This window comes from Rhodococcus sp. NyZ502, assembly GCF_041464245.1.
In the GTDB taxonomy this organism is placed as follows: Bacteria; Actinomycetota; Actinomycetes; order Mycobacteriales; family Mycobacteriaceae; genus Rhodococcus_F; species Rhodococcus_F qingshengii.
On sequence record NZ_CP167155.1, the window covers coordinates 765039 to 780024 of the forward strand.

The following is a 14986-nucleotide window of genomic DNA, read 5'->3' on the forward strand; positions in this document are numbered from 1 at the left end:
CTATGCGGAGGCCTTCGGTGGGGATTCGAACATGCGTGGGCGCTCTCGCTGTGGCGGGAGCCGTGGCCGCGTCCGCGCCGTCTCTTGCGTCGGCGAACGAACCTCTTCCTGTTCCGTCCGGTTTCCTCAGTGGAATCGTCCTCGAAGCGACCAACCCGGGCGGATCGGCCCCTGGCACCAACGACTTCTCGTGCGCGCCTTCCGCTGCTCATCCTGATCCGGTCGTCCTGGTGCACGGGACGGCGGCCAACCGTCAGACCAATTGGGGCGTACTCGCACCCGTACTGGCCAATGAGGGATACTGCGTTTTTGCGCTCACCTTCGGGAATCGAACGGACCAGCCGTGGCCGATTTCCGCAGCCGGCGGTCTCGCACCACTCGGAGACAGCGCAGGGCAACTGTCGGACTTCGTCGACGACGTTCTCTCTGCGACGGGTGCCTCGAAGGTCGACCTGATCGGACACTCTCAGGGGACGACGGTCAGTGCGTACTACGCCAAGTTTCTCGGCGGCGACGCGAAGGTTTCCAAGATCGTCTCCATCGCTCCGTTGTGGGACGGCTCGGAGGTCGGGCCGCCGGAAGGCGTCGGGGGACCGGATTTCGACAACGCCACCTTCGTCACCGAACTGCGCGACGCGGGCGTCTACTCCGATGACGTCGAGTACACCAACATCGTGACTCGGTTCGATCAAGTGGTCGTTCCGTACAGCAGCGGAATACTGGCCGCGTCGAACGCGTCGAACATAGTTGTTCAGGACGGTTGCGAACAGGACCTGTCGGATCACATCGCGCTGGTGGCGTCGCAGCGAACGGCGACTCTGACGCTCAACGCGCTGGATCCGTCGAATCCGCGTGAGGTGCCGTGCGCTCGGGTACTCCCGATATTCGGCTGATCAGGCGTCGAAAATCGCTGTTCGCTTCAGGCGTACAGGAACCGGGAAACGATTCCCTCAGCTGCGACGTTGTGAACGGTAAGCAGTCCGGCTTCCGCCGCCAATCGGGTGGAGGAGCAGCAGGTGGACTTCGCGCCCTCTAGAGTAATAAGTGGGGTCGTGCAACCTTTGTCGATTCGTGGACGTCAGTCCGCTGACCGGCGAGGCGATCAGTCTGTAGTGCCGGAGCGAAACGCGGCGACCAGGGACGAGACATCCGGTCTCGAACCTGCCCGCCGGAGAGTGTGAGGGAGAGCGATGTTCGAGAGGTTCACCGATCGCGCGCGGCGCGTTGTTGTCCTGGCTCAAGAAGAAGCCAGGATGCTCAACCACAACTACATCGGCACGGAGCACATCCTTCTCGGCCTCATTCACGAGGGCGAAGGTGTCGCAGCCAAGTCGTTGGAGTCGTTGGGTATCTCCCTCGAGGGAGTCCGCAGCCAGGTCGAGGAGATCATCGGCCAGGGCCAGCAGGCTCCGTCCGGTCACATCCCCTTCACACCGCGCGCCAAGAAAGTCCTCGAGCTGAGTCTGCGCGAAGCGCTGCAGCTCGGACACAACTACATCGGTACGGAGCACATCCTGCTCGGTCTCATCCGTGAGGGTGAGGGCGTAGCAGCCCAGGTTCTGGTCAAGCTCGGTGCCGATCTCAACCGCGTCCGCCAGCAGGTCATCCAGCTGCTGTCGGGCTACCAGGGCAAAGAGCCCACCGAAACCGGTGGCACCCGCGGAGAGGCCGGCACGCCGTCCACCTCGCTCGTGCTCGACCAGTTCGGTCGCAACCTGACGCAAGCTGCCCTCGAAGGCAAGCTGGACCCGGTCATCGGCCGCTCGAAGGAAATCGAGCGTGTCATGCAGGTTCTCTCGCGTCGTACCAAGAACAACCCGGTTCTCATCGGTGAACCCGGTGTCGGTAAGACCGCTGTGGTCGAGGGCCTGGCTCAGGCAATCGTCAACGGTGAGGTCCCCGAGACCCTCAAGGACAAGCAGCTGTACACGCTCGACCTCGGGTCGCTCGTGGCCGGCAGCCGTTACCGCGGTGACTTCGAAGAGCGCCTGAAGAAGGTTCTCAAGGAGATCAACACCCGCGGCGACATCATCCTGTTCATCGACGAGCTGCACACCCTCGTGGGTGCGGGCGCGGCCGAAGGCGCTATCGACGCGGCCTCCATCCTCAAGCCCAAGCTTGCTCGCGGTGAGCTGCAGACCATCGGTGCCACCACGCTCGACGAGTACCGCAAGTACATCGAGAAGGATGCTGCTCTCGAGCGTCGTTTCCAGCCCGTTCAGGTGGGCGAGCCGACCGTCGAGCACACCATCGAGATCCTCAAGGGTCTTCGTGACCGCTACGAGGCTCACCACCGTGTCTCCATCACGGACGGTGCTCTCGTGGCAGCGGCGACGCTGGCCGACCGCTACATCAACGACCGTTTCTTGCCGGACAAGGCGATCGACCTCATCGACGAGGCGGGCGCGCGAATGCGCATCCGTCGGATGACTGCACCGCCGGACCTGCGCGAATTCGACGATCGCATCGCCGACGCGCGTCGCGAGAAGGAGTCCGCGATCGACGCGCAGGACTTCGAGAAGGCTGCGAACCTGCGTGACAAGGAGAAGACCCTCGTTGCTCAGCGCGCTGAGCGTGAGAAGCAGTGGCGTGCGGGCGACCTGGACGTCATTGCCGAGGTCGACGACGAGCAGATCGCCGAGGTTCTGGGCAACTGGACCGGTATCCCCGTCTTCAAGCTCACCGAGGAGGAGACCACTCGTCTGCTCCGCATGGAAGAGGAACTGCACAAGCGGATCATCGGCCAGGAAGAGGCGGTCAAGTCCGTCTCGAAGGCGATCCGTCGTACGCGTGCAGGTCTGAAGGATCCCAAGCGTCCCTCGGGCTCGTTCATCTTCGCCGGCCCGTCCGGTGTCGGTAAGACGGAGCTCGCGAAGTCGCTCGCCAACTTCCTGTTCGGCGACGACGACGCCTTGATCCAGATCGACATGGGCGAGTTCCACGACCGCTTCACCGCTTCGCGTCTGTTCGGTGCCCCTCCCGGGTACGTCGGATACGAAGAGGGCGGCCAGCTTACCGAGAAGGTGCGCCGCAAGCCGTTCAGCGTCGTGCTGTTCGACGAGATCGAGAAGGCACACCAGGAGATCTACAACACCCTCCTGCAGGTGCTCGAGGACGGCCGTCTCACCGACGGTCAGGGACGTACCGTCGACTTCAAGAACACGGTGCTGATCTTCACGTCCAACCTCGGTACGTCTGACATCTCCAAGGCAGTCGGCCTGGGCTTCAGCTCGGGAACGGGCACGGAGTCGAACTACGAGCGCATGAAGCTCAAGGTTCACGACGAGCTGAAGAAGCACTTCCGTCCTGAGTTCTTGAACCGTATCGACGACATCGTCGTCTTCCATCAGCTCACGAACGAGCAGATCGTTCAGATGGTCGACCTGATGCTCGCTCGCGTCGAGGCGGCACTCAAGAACAAGGACATGGCCATGGAGGTCACCGACAAGGCCAAGTCGCTTCTGGCCAAGCGCGGATTCGATCCCGTACTGGGTGCACGACCGCTGCGTCGCACCATCCAGCGCGAGATCGAGGACCAGATGTCCGAGAAGATCCTCTTCGGAGAGATCGGACCCGGCCACATCGTGCTCGTCGACGTCGAGAACTGGGACGGCGAAGGCTCGGGCGAGGACGCGAAGTTCACGTTCACGCCTACCAAGAAGCCGATCGACGTGCCGGACGCACCGCCGATCGAGCTGACCAAGGCCGGCGAAAGCGAAAGCGCAGCAGAGTAGTACAGCAGAGTAGGTAACGAACGGGCGGCACCTCACCGGTGCCGCCCGTTTCGTGTATCACGGGAGAGGGCGTACACATGAACGACATCGAACTGGGTCACCTGCGTCGTTGCGTCGAATTGGCAACGGAAGCATTGGATGCGGGCGACGAACCTTTCGGTTCCGTCCTGGCAGCGGCCGACGGAACATTTCTGGCGGAAGATCGAAACCGGATCGCGGGCGGCGACAACACTCGCCACCCCGAGTTCGAGCTGGCTCGGTGGGCGGCCCAGTATCTGACGCCGGACGAGCGTTCGACGGCAACGGTGTTCACCTCGGGAGAGCACTGCGCGATGTGTTCGGCCGCGCACGCGTGGGTGGGCCTCGGACGGATCGTCTACATCTGCTCTTCGGCCCAACTCGGCGACTGGCTCGCGGAGTGGGGTGTGTCCCCGGCGCCGGTGAAGTCTCTGTCCGTCAACGAGGTTGCGCCGAACGTCCCGGTCGAAGGCCCGGTGCCGGAGTTGGTTCCGCTGGTGCGAGAACTGCATCGGAAGTTGCATTCGCAGAGCGCTTGACGGGCACACACAAACGGGCGGCACCTCGCTGGAGGTGCCGCCCGTTTGCGTGTGAAGTCAGGAAACTGCGTCGACCGCTCGAACCTTCTCTCGCAGTTCACCCTTGACGACCTTGCCGCTTGCATTGCGCGGCAGTGCTTCCACGACGACGATGTCCTTCGGGTGCTTGTAGCGCGCGAGACGATCGTTGAGGAAGCTGCTCAGCTCCTCGATGGTCAGGTCCACGGCTGAACCTGGCGCCATCGCGACGATCGCTACCGGCACCTCGCCCCACTTGGTGTCGGGGCGACCGACGACGGCCGCTTCGACGATCAATTCGTGTTCGTAGAGAACGTTTTCCACCTCCGCGCAGTAGATGTTCTCTCCGCCGGAGATGATCATGTCCTTCTTGCGATCCACGACGTAGACGAAGCCTTCGTCGTCGACTCGAACGAGATCGCCGGAGTGGAACCATCCACCGTGGAAGGCGTCAGCGGTGGCGGTGGGGTTGTTCCAGTATTCGCTCATCATCGTGGGCCCGCGGTAGACGATTTCACCGATTTCACCGGGTGCCACGTCGTCCATGTTCTCGTCGACGACCCTGGCCGAGATGGTCGGGATGACCCGACCGACGGATCCGAGCTTACGAATCGCATCCTCGCCGTCGAGAACGCAAGTGATGGGCGACATCTCGGTCTGACCGAAGACCGCGACATTGAATGCGTCCGGGAAGGTTTCGGCCATTGCCCGCAGGATCGTATCGGACGACGGTGCGGCGCCCCACGAGATGTTCTTCAGCGACAGTGCTCGAGGTTGCGCCTTCTGTACTGCGCACACGGCCTGCCATTGCACGGGCACGAGGAACAAGCTGGTGACCTTCTCGGCTTCCAGAATGTCGAGTAGTTGACCCGGGTCGAATGCGCCGACCGGATGGATCACCGTGGTCGTGCCGAGTTGCAGGCTCGGCGCTATGGAACCGAGGGCTGCGATGTGGAACATGGGCGACGCACAGAAGCCGATGGAATCGGCATTGAACAGGTGGAAGGCCCTGATACAGGTCAATGCTTGCGAAGACAGGTTGGAGTGGGAGAGCACCGAGCCCTTGGGGCGACCGGTGGTTCCCGAGGTGTACATGATGAGTGCAGGAGTGTCGTCCGGGATGTCGACGAACGCGTGCGACTCGCCCTCTTCGCTGATCAAGTCCTCGTAATTCAGGCTGTCACCCTCGGCGGGGGCGCCTACGGTGATGGAGATGTCGATACCCTCGGACGCGGCTCGCGCAGCTCCGGCCAACGGAGCCAACGGTCCTTCGGCGACAATGACTTTGGAGCCGGAGTCGTTTACCAGATAAGCGACCTCGGGTGGTGTCAGACGGAAGTTCACCGGAACGGCGATGGCGCCCAGTGCGTTGGTCGCGAGCACGACCTCGAGGTATTCGGGGCGGTTGAGCATCAGGATGAGCACGCGGTCGCCGAAGCTGACGCCGCGTCGGGCAAGAGCGTCCGCCAGCTTCTCGACGCGTGCGTCGAGGGTGCTCCAGGTGATGGAATCGCCCAGGAATCGCAGTGCGGTGCGATCGGGAATCATCTGCGCATGCCTGGCGATCTGATTGTTCCAGTTGGTGCGGCGTGAACGCTGCGCCTCGGAGACTGCATCGGTGGAGGCCATCGATGGGTTCCTCTCATGCGTGGGTGATTGTGTGACTCAGGCTACAGTGAGCCGTCGATTCGTACAGTGGTTTTGTTAACGAAAATTCGCAGTGATTACTTGAAGTGGGGCGCGCGTTTCTGCAGCATCGCCATCGCGCCTTCTTTGAAGTCCTCGCCAGTGAGAAGTTCTGCCTGACCGGTATTTTCGAGCTCCAGCGCATCATCGAGGCGGTCCAGTGTCGCCGCATTGAGTGCGCGCTTGGTGAGTTCGAGGGCGCGTCGGGGAGCCTTCGACGTGCGATCGACCACGGAGTCGACGAGTGCGTCGAACGCGTCGTCGGCGACGGTGCGGGACACGAGCCCGAACCGCTCTGCGTCCTCGGCGGAAACTCGCTCGCCCAGCAATGCCATCTCGGCCGCTCGGGCGCGTCCGATCGCTGCCGGTACCAACGCACTGGCGCCGCCGTCGGGCATCAGACCGATGTTGACGAAGGAGAGGAGGAAATAGGCGCTCGATGCGGCGTACGTCAGGTCCGCGGCTAAAGCGATGGACACTCCGACGCCGGCGGCCGGACCGTTGACCGCGGCGATCACCGGGACCGGGGCGCTGGTGATGGCGCGAATCAGCGACGTCGCCGCATCCATGACGACTTTCGGGTCTGCGGGGTTGACGGCCGCTGCGGCGAGGTCGGCGCCGGTGCAGAACGCTCGACCGGATCCGGTGATGACGATGGTGCGAACGGCCGGGTCTGCGCCGCCGTCGTGGACGGCAGCTGCGAAAGCAGTCATCGTGGGCAGATCGATCGCGTTCATCCGCTTCGGGCGGTCGAAGGTCAATCGCAGTACGCCGTCGGTGATTTCGGAGCGAAAGCCCGTCTCGGCGGTGGCGGTCATGCCGCGCTCACAGCGGTGACGAATCCGGAAAGCCGTGAAGTGATGAGGTGTTCGGCCTCCGAGACCATGCGGTCGATCATGTCTGCGACGGTCGGGATGTCGTTGATCAATCCTTGGCTCTGTCCGGCGGACCAGATGCCTGCATCGAGGTCGCCGTCCTCGAAAACCTTGCGTCCGCGGGCTCCGGCTACCAGATGCTGAATGTCGCTGAACTGCGCGTCGCCACGTGCTTCGATGTCGACGACCTCGGCACTGATCGCATTCGCGGCTACGCGCGCGGTGTTGTGAAGGGTCCGGAAGATCAGCTTGGTGTCGCGTTCGGTGTTTGCGACAATCTGCTCTTTAACCGATTGTGCGACAGGGGATTCCACGGTACACATGAAGCGAGTTCCCATGTTGACGCCGTCTGCTCCGAGCGCAAGCGCCGCGACGAGTCCACGTGAATCTGCGATTCCGCCTGAAGCGATCACCGGAATCGTGAGTTGCTGCGTGGCCGCCGGAATCAGAATGAGCCCTGGTATGTCGTCCTCGCCTGGGTGCCCGGCGCATTCGAAGCCGTCGATGCTGACGGCGTCGACGCCCAGTCTCTCGGCTTTGACCGCATGTCGAACTGCAGTGCACTTGTGGATAACCTTCACGCCCGCGTCCTTGAAATGCGGAAGATGATCGATCGGATTGGAACCGGCGGTTTCGACGATCTTGATCCCGGATTCGATGATCGCCTGGCGGTATTCGGCGTACGGCGGCGGCGTGATCGACGGCAGAATAGTGAGATTGACGCCGAAAGGCTTGTCGGTGAGATCGCGGGTTCGAGCAATTTCCTTGACGAGGTCTTCCGGTGTGGGTTGAGTGAGGCCCGTCAAGAACCCGAGGGCGCCGGAATTTGCCGTGGCCGCAACAAGTTCTGCCCGTCCCACCCACATCATGCCCCCTTGCACGATGGGATGGTCAACGCCGAACATTTCGGTGAAGCGAGTGCGAATCATCTGCTCACAACTACTTTCTTACGGTCGGTCATTCGGCATCGAACCCTCTTGCGGGCGAGGAAAACTTCACGCCGCAGGGAACGAGCCCGCCAGCGGACTACGTGCGAGGTTGTGCGAATCGTCACTAACATAACACCGCTGAGAGAGCGGGTGTCAAGACTCTTTTTCCGGAATCCGTCCGCCGCTACAACTGCGTTGTAGGGTTTCGGGTGAAGCAGTACCGGGCGCGAATTGCGACCTTCGCGACGGTTAACATGATCCGTTCGGACTCGCGCCCGTGGAAGTGCGGTGCAGCGGACGAAGGCAGTGCAAGAGAAAGCAACGGAAGTGGAGGGTCAGGTGCCCGGACAGACACGCGTCTCCGTGCGTGGCGGCGACCCTGCACCACGGACGCGTCCGAAGAATCGGAAGGCGCAAATCGCGGCCGCTGCTGCGGAAGCATTCAGCGAACGTGGCTACCACGCGGTGGGCATCGACGAGATCGCCGCGAAGGTCGGAATTTCCGGTCCGGCCCTCTATCGTCATTTCCCCACGAAATACGCCCTGTTCGTCTACACCGTGAACAACCTGACGCAGGCGTTGTTGGATGCCAGCGATCCAGCTGTGCACGGAAACGAAAATCCACGCGAGCAGTTGAACTCCACGATGGTGGGTGTCATCCGCGCGACGATCGAGAATCGGCGCCGGGGAGGGCTCTACCGATGGGAGGGCAGGTACCTGGTCGACGAGGATCGTGAGCAATTGCGGGTGGGAATGCGCACGCTCAATCTTCGGATCGCCGAGCCGCTGGCAGCGGTTCGTCCGGAACTCGACCCGGCGGATGTAGAACTCATCGCGCCCGCCGTGCTCAGTGTGATCGCCAGTATCACCGGTCATCGATCCGCGTTGTCCGCCAAGCAGATCGAAGCGCTGATTCTTGCGGCATGCTGGTCCGTCATCGGCGTCGAATTGCCCGCTGCCGAGGAGGACGGCGCGAGGGCAGGGGCGTCCGAACGCAAAACAGGCCTCGTACGGACGTCGAAACGTGAAGTGCTGCTTCAGGAAGCAGTGTTGCTGTTCTATCAGCGCGGCTACCACGACGTGAGCATCGAGGAGATCGGTGCCGCGGCGGGTATCAACGCGTCGAGTGTGTATCGGCACTTCGCGAGCAAGGCCGACCTTCTTGCTGCGGCCTTCCACCGGGCGTCCGATCGTCTGACTATGACGTTGGGCTCGGCGTTGGCTGAGTCGGAGACTCCTCTCGCGGCCGTCGAGACGTTGGCGAAGATGTACGTCGAGGTTTCGTTCGGAACCAGCGAACTGTTGGCCGTGTACTTTGCCGAGATCGGCAGCTTGCCGGATCGATCACGGACCGAGTTGCGCAACATTCAGCGTTTGAACGTCGAGGAGTGGGCGCACTTGTGTGTCGAGGCGCGTCCGGAGTTGTCGATCGTCCAAGCGCGGTTTCTCGTCCACGCGGCGCTCGGACTGGTCTTCGACATCGGCCGAATCGTGCACTTTTCCTCGGAGAACTCCGCGCAGGCCCGCGTCGAGAAACTGCTGTCCGCGACGCTCCTCGGGTAGTCCCGTCCGAAACAGTAGGTGTGACTTCACGTATCGCGGGTAGGTTCGTGATCGCAAGGCGTTCACCGAATCATGTGAAGACGGAAGTAGGGACAGCAATGCCAACTCGTACCGCACGCACCGCCTGGAACGGCACCCTCGAGGCCGGATCGGGACAGGTGGAACTCACCAGCTCGGGCGTCGCCACCTTCGACGTGTCGTTCCCCAAGCGCGCAGCTGAGGAGGCCGGCGGAACCACCAGCCCCGAGGAACTCATCGCCGCGGCGCATTCGTCCTGCTATGCGATGCAATTGTCGGCCCTGATCGCCGAGGCCGGCGGGACCCCGCAGAGCCTCGACATCACCGCGGACGTGTCACTCGGCCCCGACACGGTCGGATTCAAGCTCACCGGAATCAAGCTCACCGTTCGCGCCGAGGTCGACGGCCTCGACGCCGACGGTTTTGCCAAGGTTGCCCAGGCGGCCAAGGAAACATGCCCGGTCAGCAAGGCACTGACCGGCGTCGACATCACGTTGGATGCGGCCCTGGACTGATCATCTCGCGCTCGGGCGCCCCCTCCGGCGCCCGAGTGCGGTTGTGTGTGACGACCAGGTAGCTCGCGAACAGGATCGGGAGCACCCACAGGTCCGAGGGATCGCGATAGACCAGGATCGGCAAGAGATCTCCGCGGAATCCTCCTGCGGTCAGGCGGAGAAACCCGATCACCCACTCGTATGCGTCGCCGATCGGCGGTATCACCTTCACGGCGGCGAAGCCGATCCCCGTGACCGCGATGGACCAGGCGATCGCTGCTCGCCCCACCAGACTTCGCCTGAGCACCTCGAGAACCGAGAGCAGAAGCAGGGGAAGCAGGAACACACCGGCGACGTCGGACAGCTTGCCCGTCATCGTGTTCCCGAATGCCCCTTTGAGTACGTGGTCGTTGATCAAGATGACGGCCACCGAGACCAGTGCCCACGGATTCAGCAGCAGATCGCCCGGACGATTCACGACAGGTTGATGGTTGCCGAGCCGGACGAGAACAGATCGCACTTGAACTGAAGGCGCAGACCGGTGGCGGCTTCGGGGACCTCGTACGCCAATTCGCCTCGCTTGGCAGCGCCCGGCGCAAGCTCTCCGTCGACACTCGACGTGCTGCTGTCGGTGAACGTGATGTTGTACGACTTGTTTGCCGAGTCCTGCAGTTCGAAGCACATCATCGACGAGACCGTCGACGGCTTGTCACTGTTGTTGGTGACCTCGGTGTCGACCACGACGTAGCGGTTTCCGGGATCAGCGGTGATGAACTGATTGGTCGAGACGTAGGGATCGACGACGCCGTGTACCTGGACGCGCCAGTCGCCCAGTTCGACGACGTCACCGATTCCGAAGGCGGCCGCAGGTGCGGCGGAAGAACCGTTGTCGTCGACCTTCTTCGCTTCGTCGGTCTCGCCCGAGGCGATGGTTGCGAACAGGGCTGCGCCGACGGCGAGGAGGGCGAGGGGAGTGCGGAGTGATCGCATGATGTGCGCCTTTCGAGAGTTGGTATGGCACAAGTCAACGATGTGAGGACTGCTCACCGCTTCGGTCGAAAGATCGGTCCGCCTCATCCTTTCGGTCGGAGCCTGGCGGTTCGTCCACCCGTTCGGCTGATTCGAGGCGTCGGTGGCGGTGGATACGCTTGCTCGGTGATCACCACCAAGGGAACCGTTGTGCGACGACGCGTATGGACTACCGCCGCTGTCGCGTTCAGCCTTTTCTGTTCCTTCATGACGGTGGGCATCGCAGGCGCGTCGGGAAATATGCCACCGGTATTGGTCGGTATCGGGTTCGTCCTGGGCGTGGCCGGTGGGATATCGCTTGTGTGGCGCCATCAGTATCCCTGGGTGGTTCTGGCGATCACGCTGGTCGGCCCGTTGTTCTTCCCCACCGATGCGACGGCGGCGCTCATCGCATTGTTCGCCGTTGCTCGGATCGCGCGTGGGCCTCGGCTTGCTGCCGCTGCGGCAGCTGTCTTCGTCGCGTGCGGAATTTCGTTGACCTACGACGCTTTTCGCCATCGTGAGTACTCCGTTCTCACGATGGGAACGATGAAACCCAAGGACGGTTCGGCGGTTGTTCAATACGACGTCGCCATCTGGATCCCGTGGCTCGTCGCAGCCGTCATGGCCGGCATCGTCGTGGCGCTCTCGCTCCTGATTCGGACCAGAACCGAACTCGTCGAGGCCGAACACGTACGGGATCTTGCCACCGAGAAAACAGACGTGATGCGCGACGAGATGATTCGCACCGAGGAACGAACGCGGATCGCGCGCGACATGCACGACACGATCGCGGCCAGTCTGAGCCGGATTTCGTTGTTCGCCGGTGGGTTACAGGTCAGCGCGGCAGACAATCCCGAGAAGGTCGTCAACACCGCTGCGATGATCAGAACCACCGCGCACGAGGCTTTGGACGAATTGAAGGGAATCGTCGGAGTGCTCAGGGGAAGCGGTGATCGCCGCGAACACGGCGGGCACCAGGGGATCGACGCGATCGGCGATCTGGTCAACGGTGCACGCGCCGCGGGCATTCACTGCCGTCTCGAATCGGAGCTGCTCCCGGGTGATGTCGGAATGTTGGCGGGGCACGTCTGTTATCGCGTCGTTCAGGAATCGTTGACCAACGTCCAGAAGTACGCGAGCGACCAGATGCTCGTCATTTCGGTGACCGGGTCGCCGCACGACGGAATTCGTATCCTCGCACGCAACAAGCTGAGCGAGCTTGCACCCATGACGTCGATCGGTTCACGGTCCGGCCTACGCGGGTTGGCCGAACAGGCAAGAGAAATCGGCGGCAAGGTGGAGGCAGGCGCGCTGGGGGACGATTTCCTCGTCAGTTGCTGGGTGCCCTGGTCGTCGTAACCCTCCCACCCTCTAACTGTCGGGGGCTCTGGGTAATCTGAGCGCACTATGGACGCTGACTCGCGCATCACAGTTTTGATCGTCGACAACGACGCGTGGGTTCGGCGCGGGATGAAGGACATCCTGGAAGCAGCGCCGGACATCGTGGTGGTTGCCGAGGCCGAGGACGGCGATCAGGTCGCAGCCAAAGTCACTCGTTTTCGTCCGCACGTGGTGCTGATGGATCTGAAGATGGCACGCGTCGGTGGCTTGGAGGCCACCCGAGAGTTGATGACCATGAGCAATCCGCCGAAGGTCATTGCGATGACCGCCTTCGACGTCGACGACATGGTCGTGCAGGCGGTCGAGGCGGGCGCGCACAGTTTCCTGAGCAAGGACGCGGCCCCACAGGCGTTCCAGCAGGCAGTACGGGTGGTGGCGTCGGACCACTCGTTGTTCAGCTCCGATTCTCTACGTGCCATCGTGGCCTCGGCGCCGCGTCGGCAAGCACCCGACCTGACTCCCCTCGCTTCGCTCACCGAGCGTGAGCGCGAAGTGCTGACAATCCTGGCGACAGGCGCGGCCAACAGCGTCATCGCGGAGCGGCTGTACCTCGGTGAGACCACCGTCAAGACGCATATCTCCTCGTTGTTCGCCAAGCTCGGTGTGCCCAACCGGGTGAGTGCGTCGTTGATCGCGTTCCGGTGTGGTCTGGTCACGTGATTCTGTAACCTCGTGACGTGAGCCGGGACTAATCCCGGCCCTGTTCGTTGTTGCACCTTCGGTGACTGATCAAATCGTGATTGACCAAGACGTGACCATCGAAGTGTGGTCTGACGTCGCTTGTCCGTGGTGCTACATCGGAAAGACCAGGTTCCTTTCGGCTCTGGATCGTTTCGAGAACAAGGACCGCGTCAACGTCATCTGGCGCTCGTACCAGCTCGCTCCGGAGACCCCGGTGGGAGAGGGACGAACCGAACTCGACGCCTTGGTCGAGATGAAGGGGATGGCGCCTGAACAGGTACGTCAGATGTTTGCCCACGTCAGCGCGACGGCAGCCGAGGTCGGCTTGACCTTGGACTTCGACACCGTGATCGCCGCCAACACCTTTGATGCGCACAGGTTGCTGCATCTCGCGGGTGAGCGGCAGAACGAACTCCTCGAAGCGCTGTTCAAAGCGCACTTCAGCGACGGCAAGGTGATCGACGACCGTGAGGTGCTGGTCGAGCTGGCCGTGAGCGTCGGCCTCGACGCCGACGTCGTGCGCGAGCAACTGGGCTCCGATGCCGCAGCGGAGGCTGTTCGCGAAGATCTGTCCATGGCCCGCCAACTGCAGGTCAGCGGCGTCCCGTTCTTTGTCGCCAACCGTGCGGTCGCAGTATCCGGCGCTCAACCCGAAGAGGTGTTTCTGCAGTTGCTTACTCAGGCCTCCGAACCGGCCTGAGTAAGGCGAGCGGCACGAACTGCCGGGGCGTTCGAGAACGGCAACAGATGTGCACCGTCGTCGGGGCAGGAAAGCGTGACGTGCGCTGCATCGACGAACCGGTACGGCTGCGCTGCAACAACTCCGGCAAGGTTCTTGCGCAGACGCGACATCTCGGCCCGCGCGGTCACCGTGCGGGCCGGGTCACCGAAAAGATCCTGCGCCAACCGCGATGCGGTCAGTCCACGCCTCTCGGATCCGAGGAGAAACAGAATCTCCGCATGCCGCTGGGTCGGGGAGTAGGCCCATTCGCCCAACCCCGACGTGACGGTCACCGACATGTTCTCGGAATCGCGCAGATCGATATGCACCGTGGGCGCACTGATTTTCTCGCCGGTGGCGATCGGCCGGACCACCCACCCGCCGGGAAGTGGATCCAGTTCGCACAGACCCAAAGCGGGGAACCACGTCCTGCCGGGAGCCAAAGCCGCGGGGAGCAGCACGCGCGAGCGATGAGGTAGCGCATCGACCGCCGCTACCCAGCCATGAGTATCGATCACCAATGCCGGTGATCCGCTACGTGCAAGCATCGGCCCTGCAACAGAACGCAATTGATCGAGATTGTCCCGATGCTTGTCGCGTAGGTGTGATTGCGCGAGGCGTGCGACGGCGTCGACCAGAGCGAGTGTGGTGGGGTGGACGGTCTTGGCGGGACCACTGATGTCGACGACGCCGATGACACGGTCGTCCCGCGGATCGCGGATGGGTGCCCCCGCGCAGGTCCACGGATGATGGCTGCGCGCATAGTGTTCCGCCGAGAAGATCTGAACCGCTTGTCGTGACACCAATGCCGTTCCGATGGCGTTGGTGCCGACGCTGTCCTCGGCCCAGTTCGCACCCTCGACAAATCCCAGACGCGCAGCTTGGTCCAGTACTCGATGGGACCCGCTGCGCCACAGTACAGTTCCGCGAAGATCTGCGACGACCATGATGTTCTCACCGCTCGCGGTAACCGATTCGAGTCCACGCGTCACGTCGTCGAGCACGTCGTACAGTCCGGACTCACGACGACGGAGGTCGAGTTCGGCGACGTCCATGGACGGTTCGACCCGGTTGTGTTCGGGGTCGATACCTAACTCGCGCAGGCGTTGCCACGATTGGCGGACCACGTCCCTTGGGCGGGCCGGTGCGCGGTCTCCGGCCATCGTCGCGTCGTACACCGCGGCGAGGGTCCTCGCGTAGTCGCGAGGATCCTCGCCGGGCGGCATCGCAGGCTCGGGCAACCGCTTTTTCAGCGAAGATACCGTTTTCAGCGAAGACACCGCTTTCAGTGAAGACAC

At 62.7% G+C, this 14986-nt stretch carries 14 protein-coding genes; 8 read left to right on the forward strand and 6 right to left on the reverse strand.

Annotated elements, in window-relative coordinates:
* Positions 1-2 precede the first annotated feature (2 nt).
* The 3 genes from ACBG85_RS03595 to ACBG85_RS03605 all read left to right on the forward strand — a co-directional run bounded on the left by ACBG85_RS03595 (position 3) and on the right by ACBG85_RS03605 (position 4291).
* Positions 3-893: an esterase/lipase family protein gene (locus tag ACBG85_RS03595; protein WP_372026242.1), complete on the forward strand. Its 891-nt coding sequence runs from the start codon at positions 3-5 to the stop codon at positions 891-893.
* Between the two features lie 297 nt (positions 894-1190).
* A complete protein-coding gene (locus tag ACBG85_RS03600; RefSeq protein ID WP_003945604.1) occupies positions 1191-3734 on the forward strand; it encodes an ATP-dependent Clp protease ATP-binding subunit in 2544 nt (847 codons plus the stop codon).
* 77 nt (positions 3735-3811) lie between these two features.
* A complete protein-coding gene (locus tag ACBG85_RS03605) occupies positions 3812-4291 on the forward strand; it encodes a nucleoside deaminase (protein WP_372026243.1) in 480 nt (159 codons plus the stop codon).
* A gap of 57 nt (positions 4292-4348) precedes the next feature.
* Here the strand turns inward: ACBG85_RS03605 and fadD5 are convergent, their stop codons facing one another.
* The 3 genes from fadD5 to ACBG85_RS03620 all read right to left on the reverse strand — a co-directional run bounded on the left by fadD5 (position 4349) and on the right by ACBG85_RS03620 (position 7799).
* Positions 4349-5938, reverse strand: a complete 1590-nt coding sequence (gene fadD5, locus ACBG85_RS03610) for a fatty-acid--CoA ligase FadD5 (RefSeq protein WP_042451945.1) — start codon at positions 5936-5938, stop codon at positions 4349-4351.
* A gap of 95 nt (positions 5939-6033) precedes the next feature.
* Entirely contained in the window at positions 6034-6813 is a 780-nt protein-coding gene (locus ACBG85_RS03615) for an enoyl-CoA hydratase (RefSeq protein WP_042451942.1), read from the reverse strand.
* Positions 6810-7799, reverse strand: coding sequence for a nitronate monooxygenase family protein (locus ACBG85_RS03620; RefSeq protein WP_019746804.1), 990 nt, complete (start codon positions 7797-7799; stop codon positions 6810-6812). The genes ACBG85_RS03615 and ACBG85_RS03620 overlap by 4 nt, the downstream gene beginning before the upstream one ends.
* A 339-nt stretch (positions 7800-8138) precedes the next feature.
* Here ACBG85_RS03620 and ACBG85_RS03625 point away from each other — a divergent pair, with 339 nt between their 5' ends.
* Both ACBG85_RS03625 and ACBG85_RS03630 read left to right on the forward strand, forming a co-directional pair.
* Positions 8139-9362: a TetR/AcrR family transcriptional regulator gene (locus tag ACBG85_RS03625; protein ID WP_042923747.1), complete on the forward strand. Its 1224-nt coding sequence runs from the start codon at positions 8139-8141 to the stop codon at positions 9360-9362.
* Between the two features lie 98 nt (positions 9363-9460).
* Positions 9461-9895, forward strand: a complete 435-nt coding sequence (locus tag ACBG85_RS03630; protein WP_007726950.1) for an OsmC family protein — start codon at positions 9461-9463, stop codon at positions 9893-9895.
* Here ACBG85_RS03630 and ACBG85_RS03635 read toward each other — a convergent pair.
* Both ACBG85_RS03635 and ACBG85_RS03640 read right to left on the reverse strand, forming a co-directional pair.
* Positions 9870-10352: a hypothetical protein gene (locus ACBG85_RS03635; RefSeq protein ID WP_064111334.1), complete on the reverse strand. Its 483-nt coding sequence runs from the start codon at positions 10350-10352 to the stop codon at positions 9870-9872. The two genes, ACBG85_RS03630 and ACBG85_RS03635, sit on opposite strands and share 26 nt — an antisense overlap.
* Positions 10349-10864, reverse strand: coding sequence for a DUF4352 domain-containing protein (locus tag ACBG85_RS03640; protein ID WP_003945701.1), 516 nt, complete (start codon positions 10862-10864; stop codon positions 10349-10351). Before ACBG85_RS03640 ends, ACBG85_RS03635 begins: the two co-directional genes overlap by 4 nt.
* 24 nt (positions 10865-10888) lie before the next feature.
* Here ACBG85_RS03640 and ACBG85_RS03645 point away from each other — a divergent pair, with 24 nt between their 5' ends.
* The 3 genes from ACBG85_RS03645 to ACBG85_RS03655 all read left to right on the forward strand — a co-directional run bounded on the left by ACBG85_RS03645 (position 10889) and on the right by ACBG85_RS03655 (position 13667).
* Positions 10889-12244: a sensor histidine kinase gene (locus ACBG85_RS03645; RefSeq protein ID WP_372026245.1), complete on the forward strand. Its 1356-nt coding sequence runs from the start codon at positions 10889-10891 to the stop codon at positions 12242-12244.
* Positions 12245-12292: 48 nt separating this feature from the next.
* Positions 12293-12946: a response regulator transcription factor gene (locus ACBG85_RS03650; protein WP_042451934.1), complete on the forward strand. Its 654-nt coding sequence runs from the start codon at positions 12293-12295 to the stop codon at positions 12944-12946.
* A 76-nt stretch (positions 12947-13022) separates the two neighbouring features.
* Complete coding sequence (locus ACBG85_RS03655; protein WP_007726933.1) at positions 13023-13667, forward strand: DsbA family protein; 645 nt, start codon at positions 13023-13025, stop codon at positions 13665-13667.
* On the opposite strand, the gene ACBG85_RS03660 is transcribed toward ACBG85_RS03655, so the two are convergent.
* The gene (locus ACBG85_RS03660) at positions 13646-14914 is read right to left on the reverse strand and encodes a GAF domain-containing protein (RefSeq protein ID WP_020968367.1); all 1269 of its coding nucleotides are present in this window, start codon (positions 14912-14914) and stop codon (positions 13646-13648) included. The genes ACBG85_RS03655 and ACBG85_RS03660 overlap by 22 nt on opposite strands.
* Between the last annotated feature and the right edge of the window lie 72 nt (positions 14915-14986).

Excerpts from the sequence above, each read along its gene's own strand:
- ACBG85_RS03595 (WP_372026242.1), top strand. The coding sequence starts at position 3 with ATGCGGAGGCCTTCGGTGGGGATTCGAACATGCGTGGGCGCTCTCGCT.
- ACBG85_RS03600 (WP_003945604.1), top strand. The coding sequence starts at position 1,191 with ATGTTCGAGAGGTTCACCGATCGCGCGCGGCGCGTTGTTGTCCTGGCT.
- ACBG85_RS03605 (WP_372026243.1), top strand. The coding sequence starts at position 3,812 with ATGAACGACATCGAACTGGGTCACCTGCGTCGTTGCGTCGAATTGGCA.
- fadD5 (WP_042451945.1), bottom strand. The coding sequence starts at position 5,938 with ATGGCCTCCACCGATGCAGTCTCCGAGGCGCAGCGTTCACGCCGCACC.
- ACBG85_RS03615 (WP_042451942.1), bottom strand. The coding sequence starts at position 6,813 with ATGACCGCCACCGCCGAGACGGGCTTTCGCTCCGAAATCACCGACGGC.
- ACBG85_RS03620 (WP_019746804.1), bottom strand. The coding sequence starts at position 7,799 with ATGATTCGCACTCGCTTCACCGAAATGTTCGGCGTTGACCATCCCATC.
- ACBG85_RS03630 (WP_007726950.1), top strand. The coding sequence starts at position 9,461 with ATGCCAACTCGTACCGCACGCACCGCCTGGAACGGCACCCTCGAGGCC.
- ACBG85_RS03640 (WP_003945701.1), bottom strand. The coding sequence starts at position 10,864 with ATGCGATCACTCCGCACTCCCCTCGCCCTCCTCGCCGTCGGCGCAGCC.
- ACBG85_RS03645 (WP_372026245.1), top strand. The coding sequence starts at position 10,889 with ATGGCACAAGTCAACGATGTGAGGACTGCTCACCGCTTCGGTCGAAAG.
- ACBG85_RS03650 (WP_042451934.1), top strand. The coding sequence starts at position 12,293 with ATGGACGCTGACTCGCGCATCACAGTTTTGATCGTCGACAACGACGCG.
- ACBG85_RS03660 (WP_020968367.1), bottom strand. The coding sequence starts at position 14,914 with ATGCCGCCCGGCGAGGATCCTCGCGACTACGCGAGGACCCTCGCCGCG.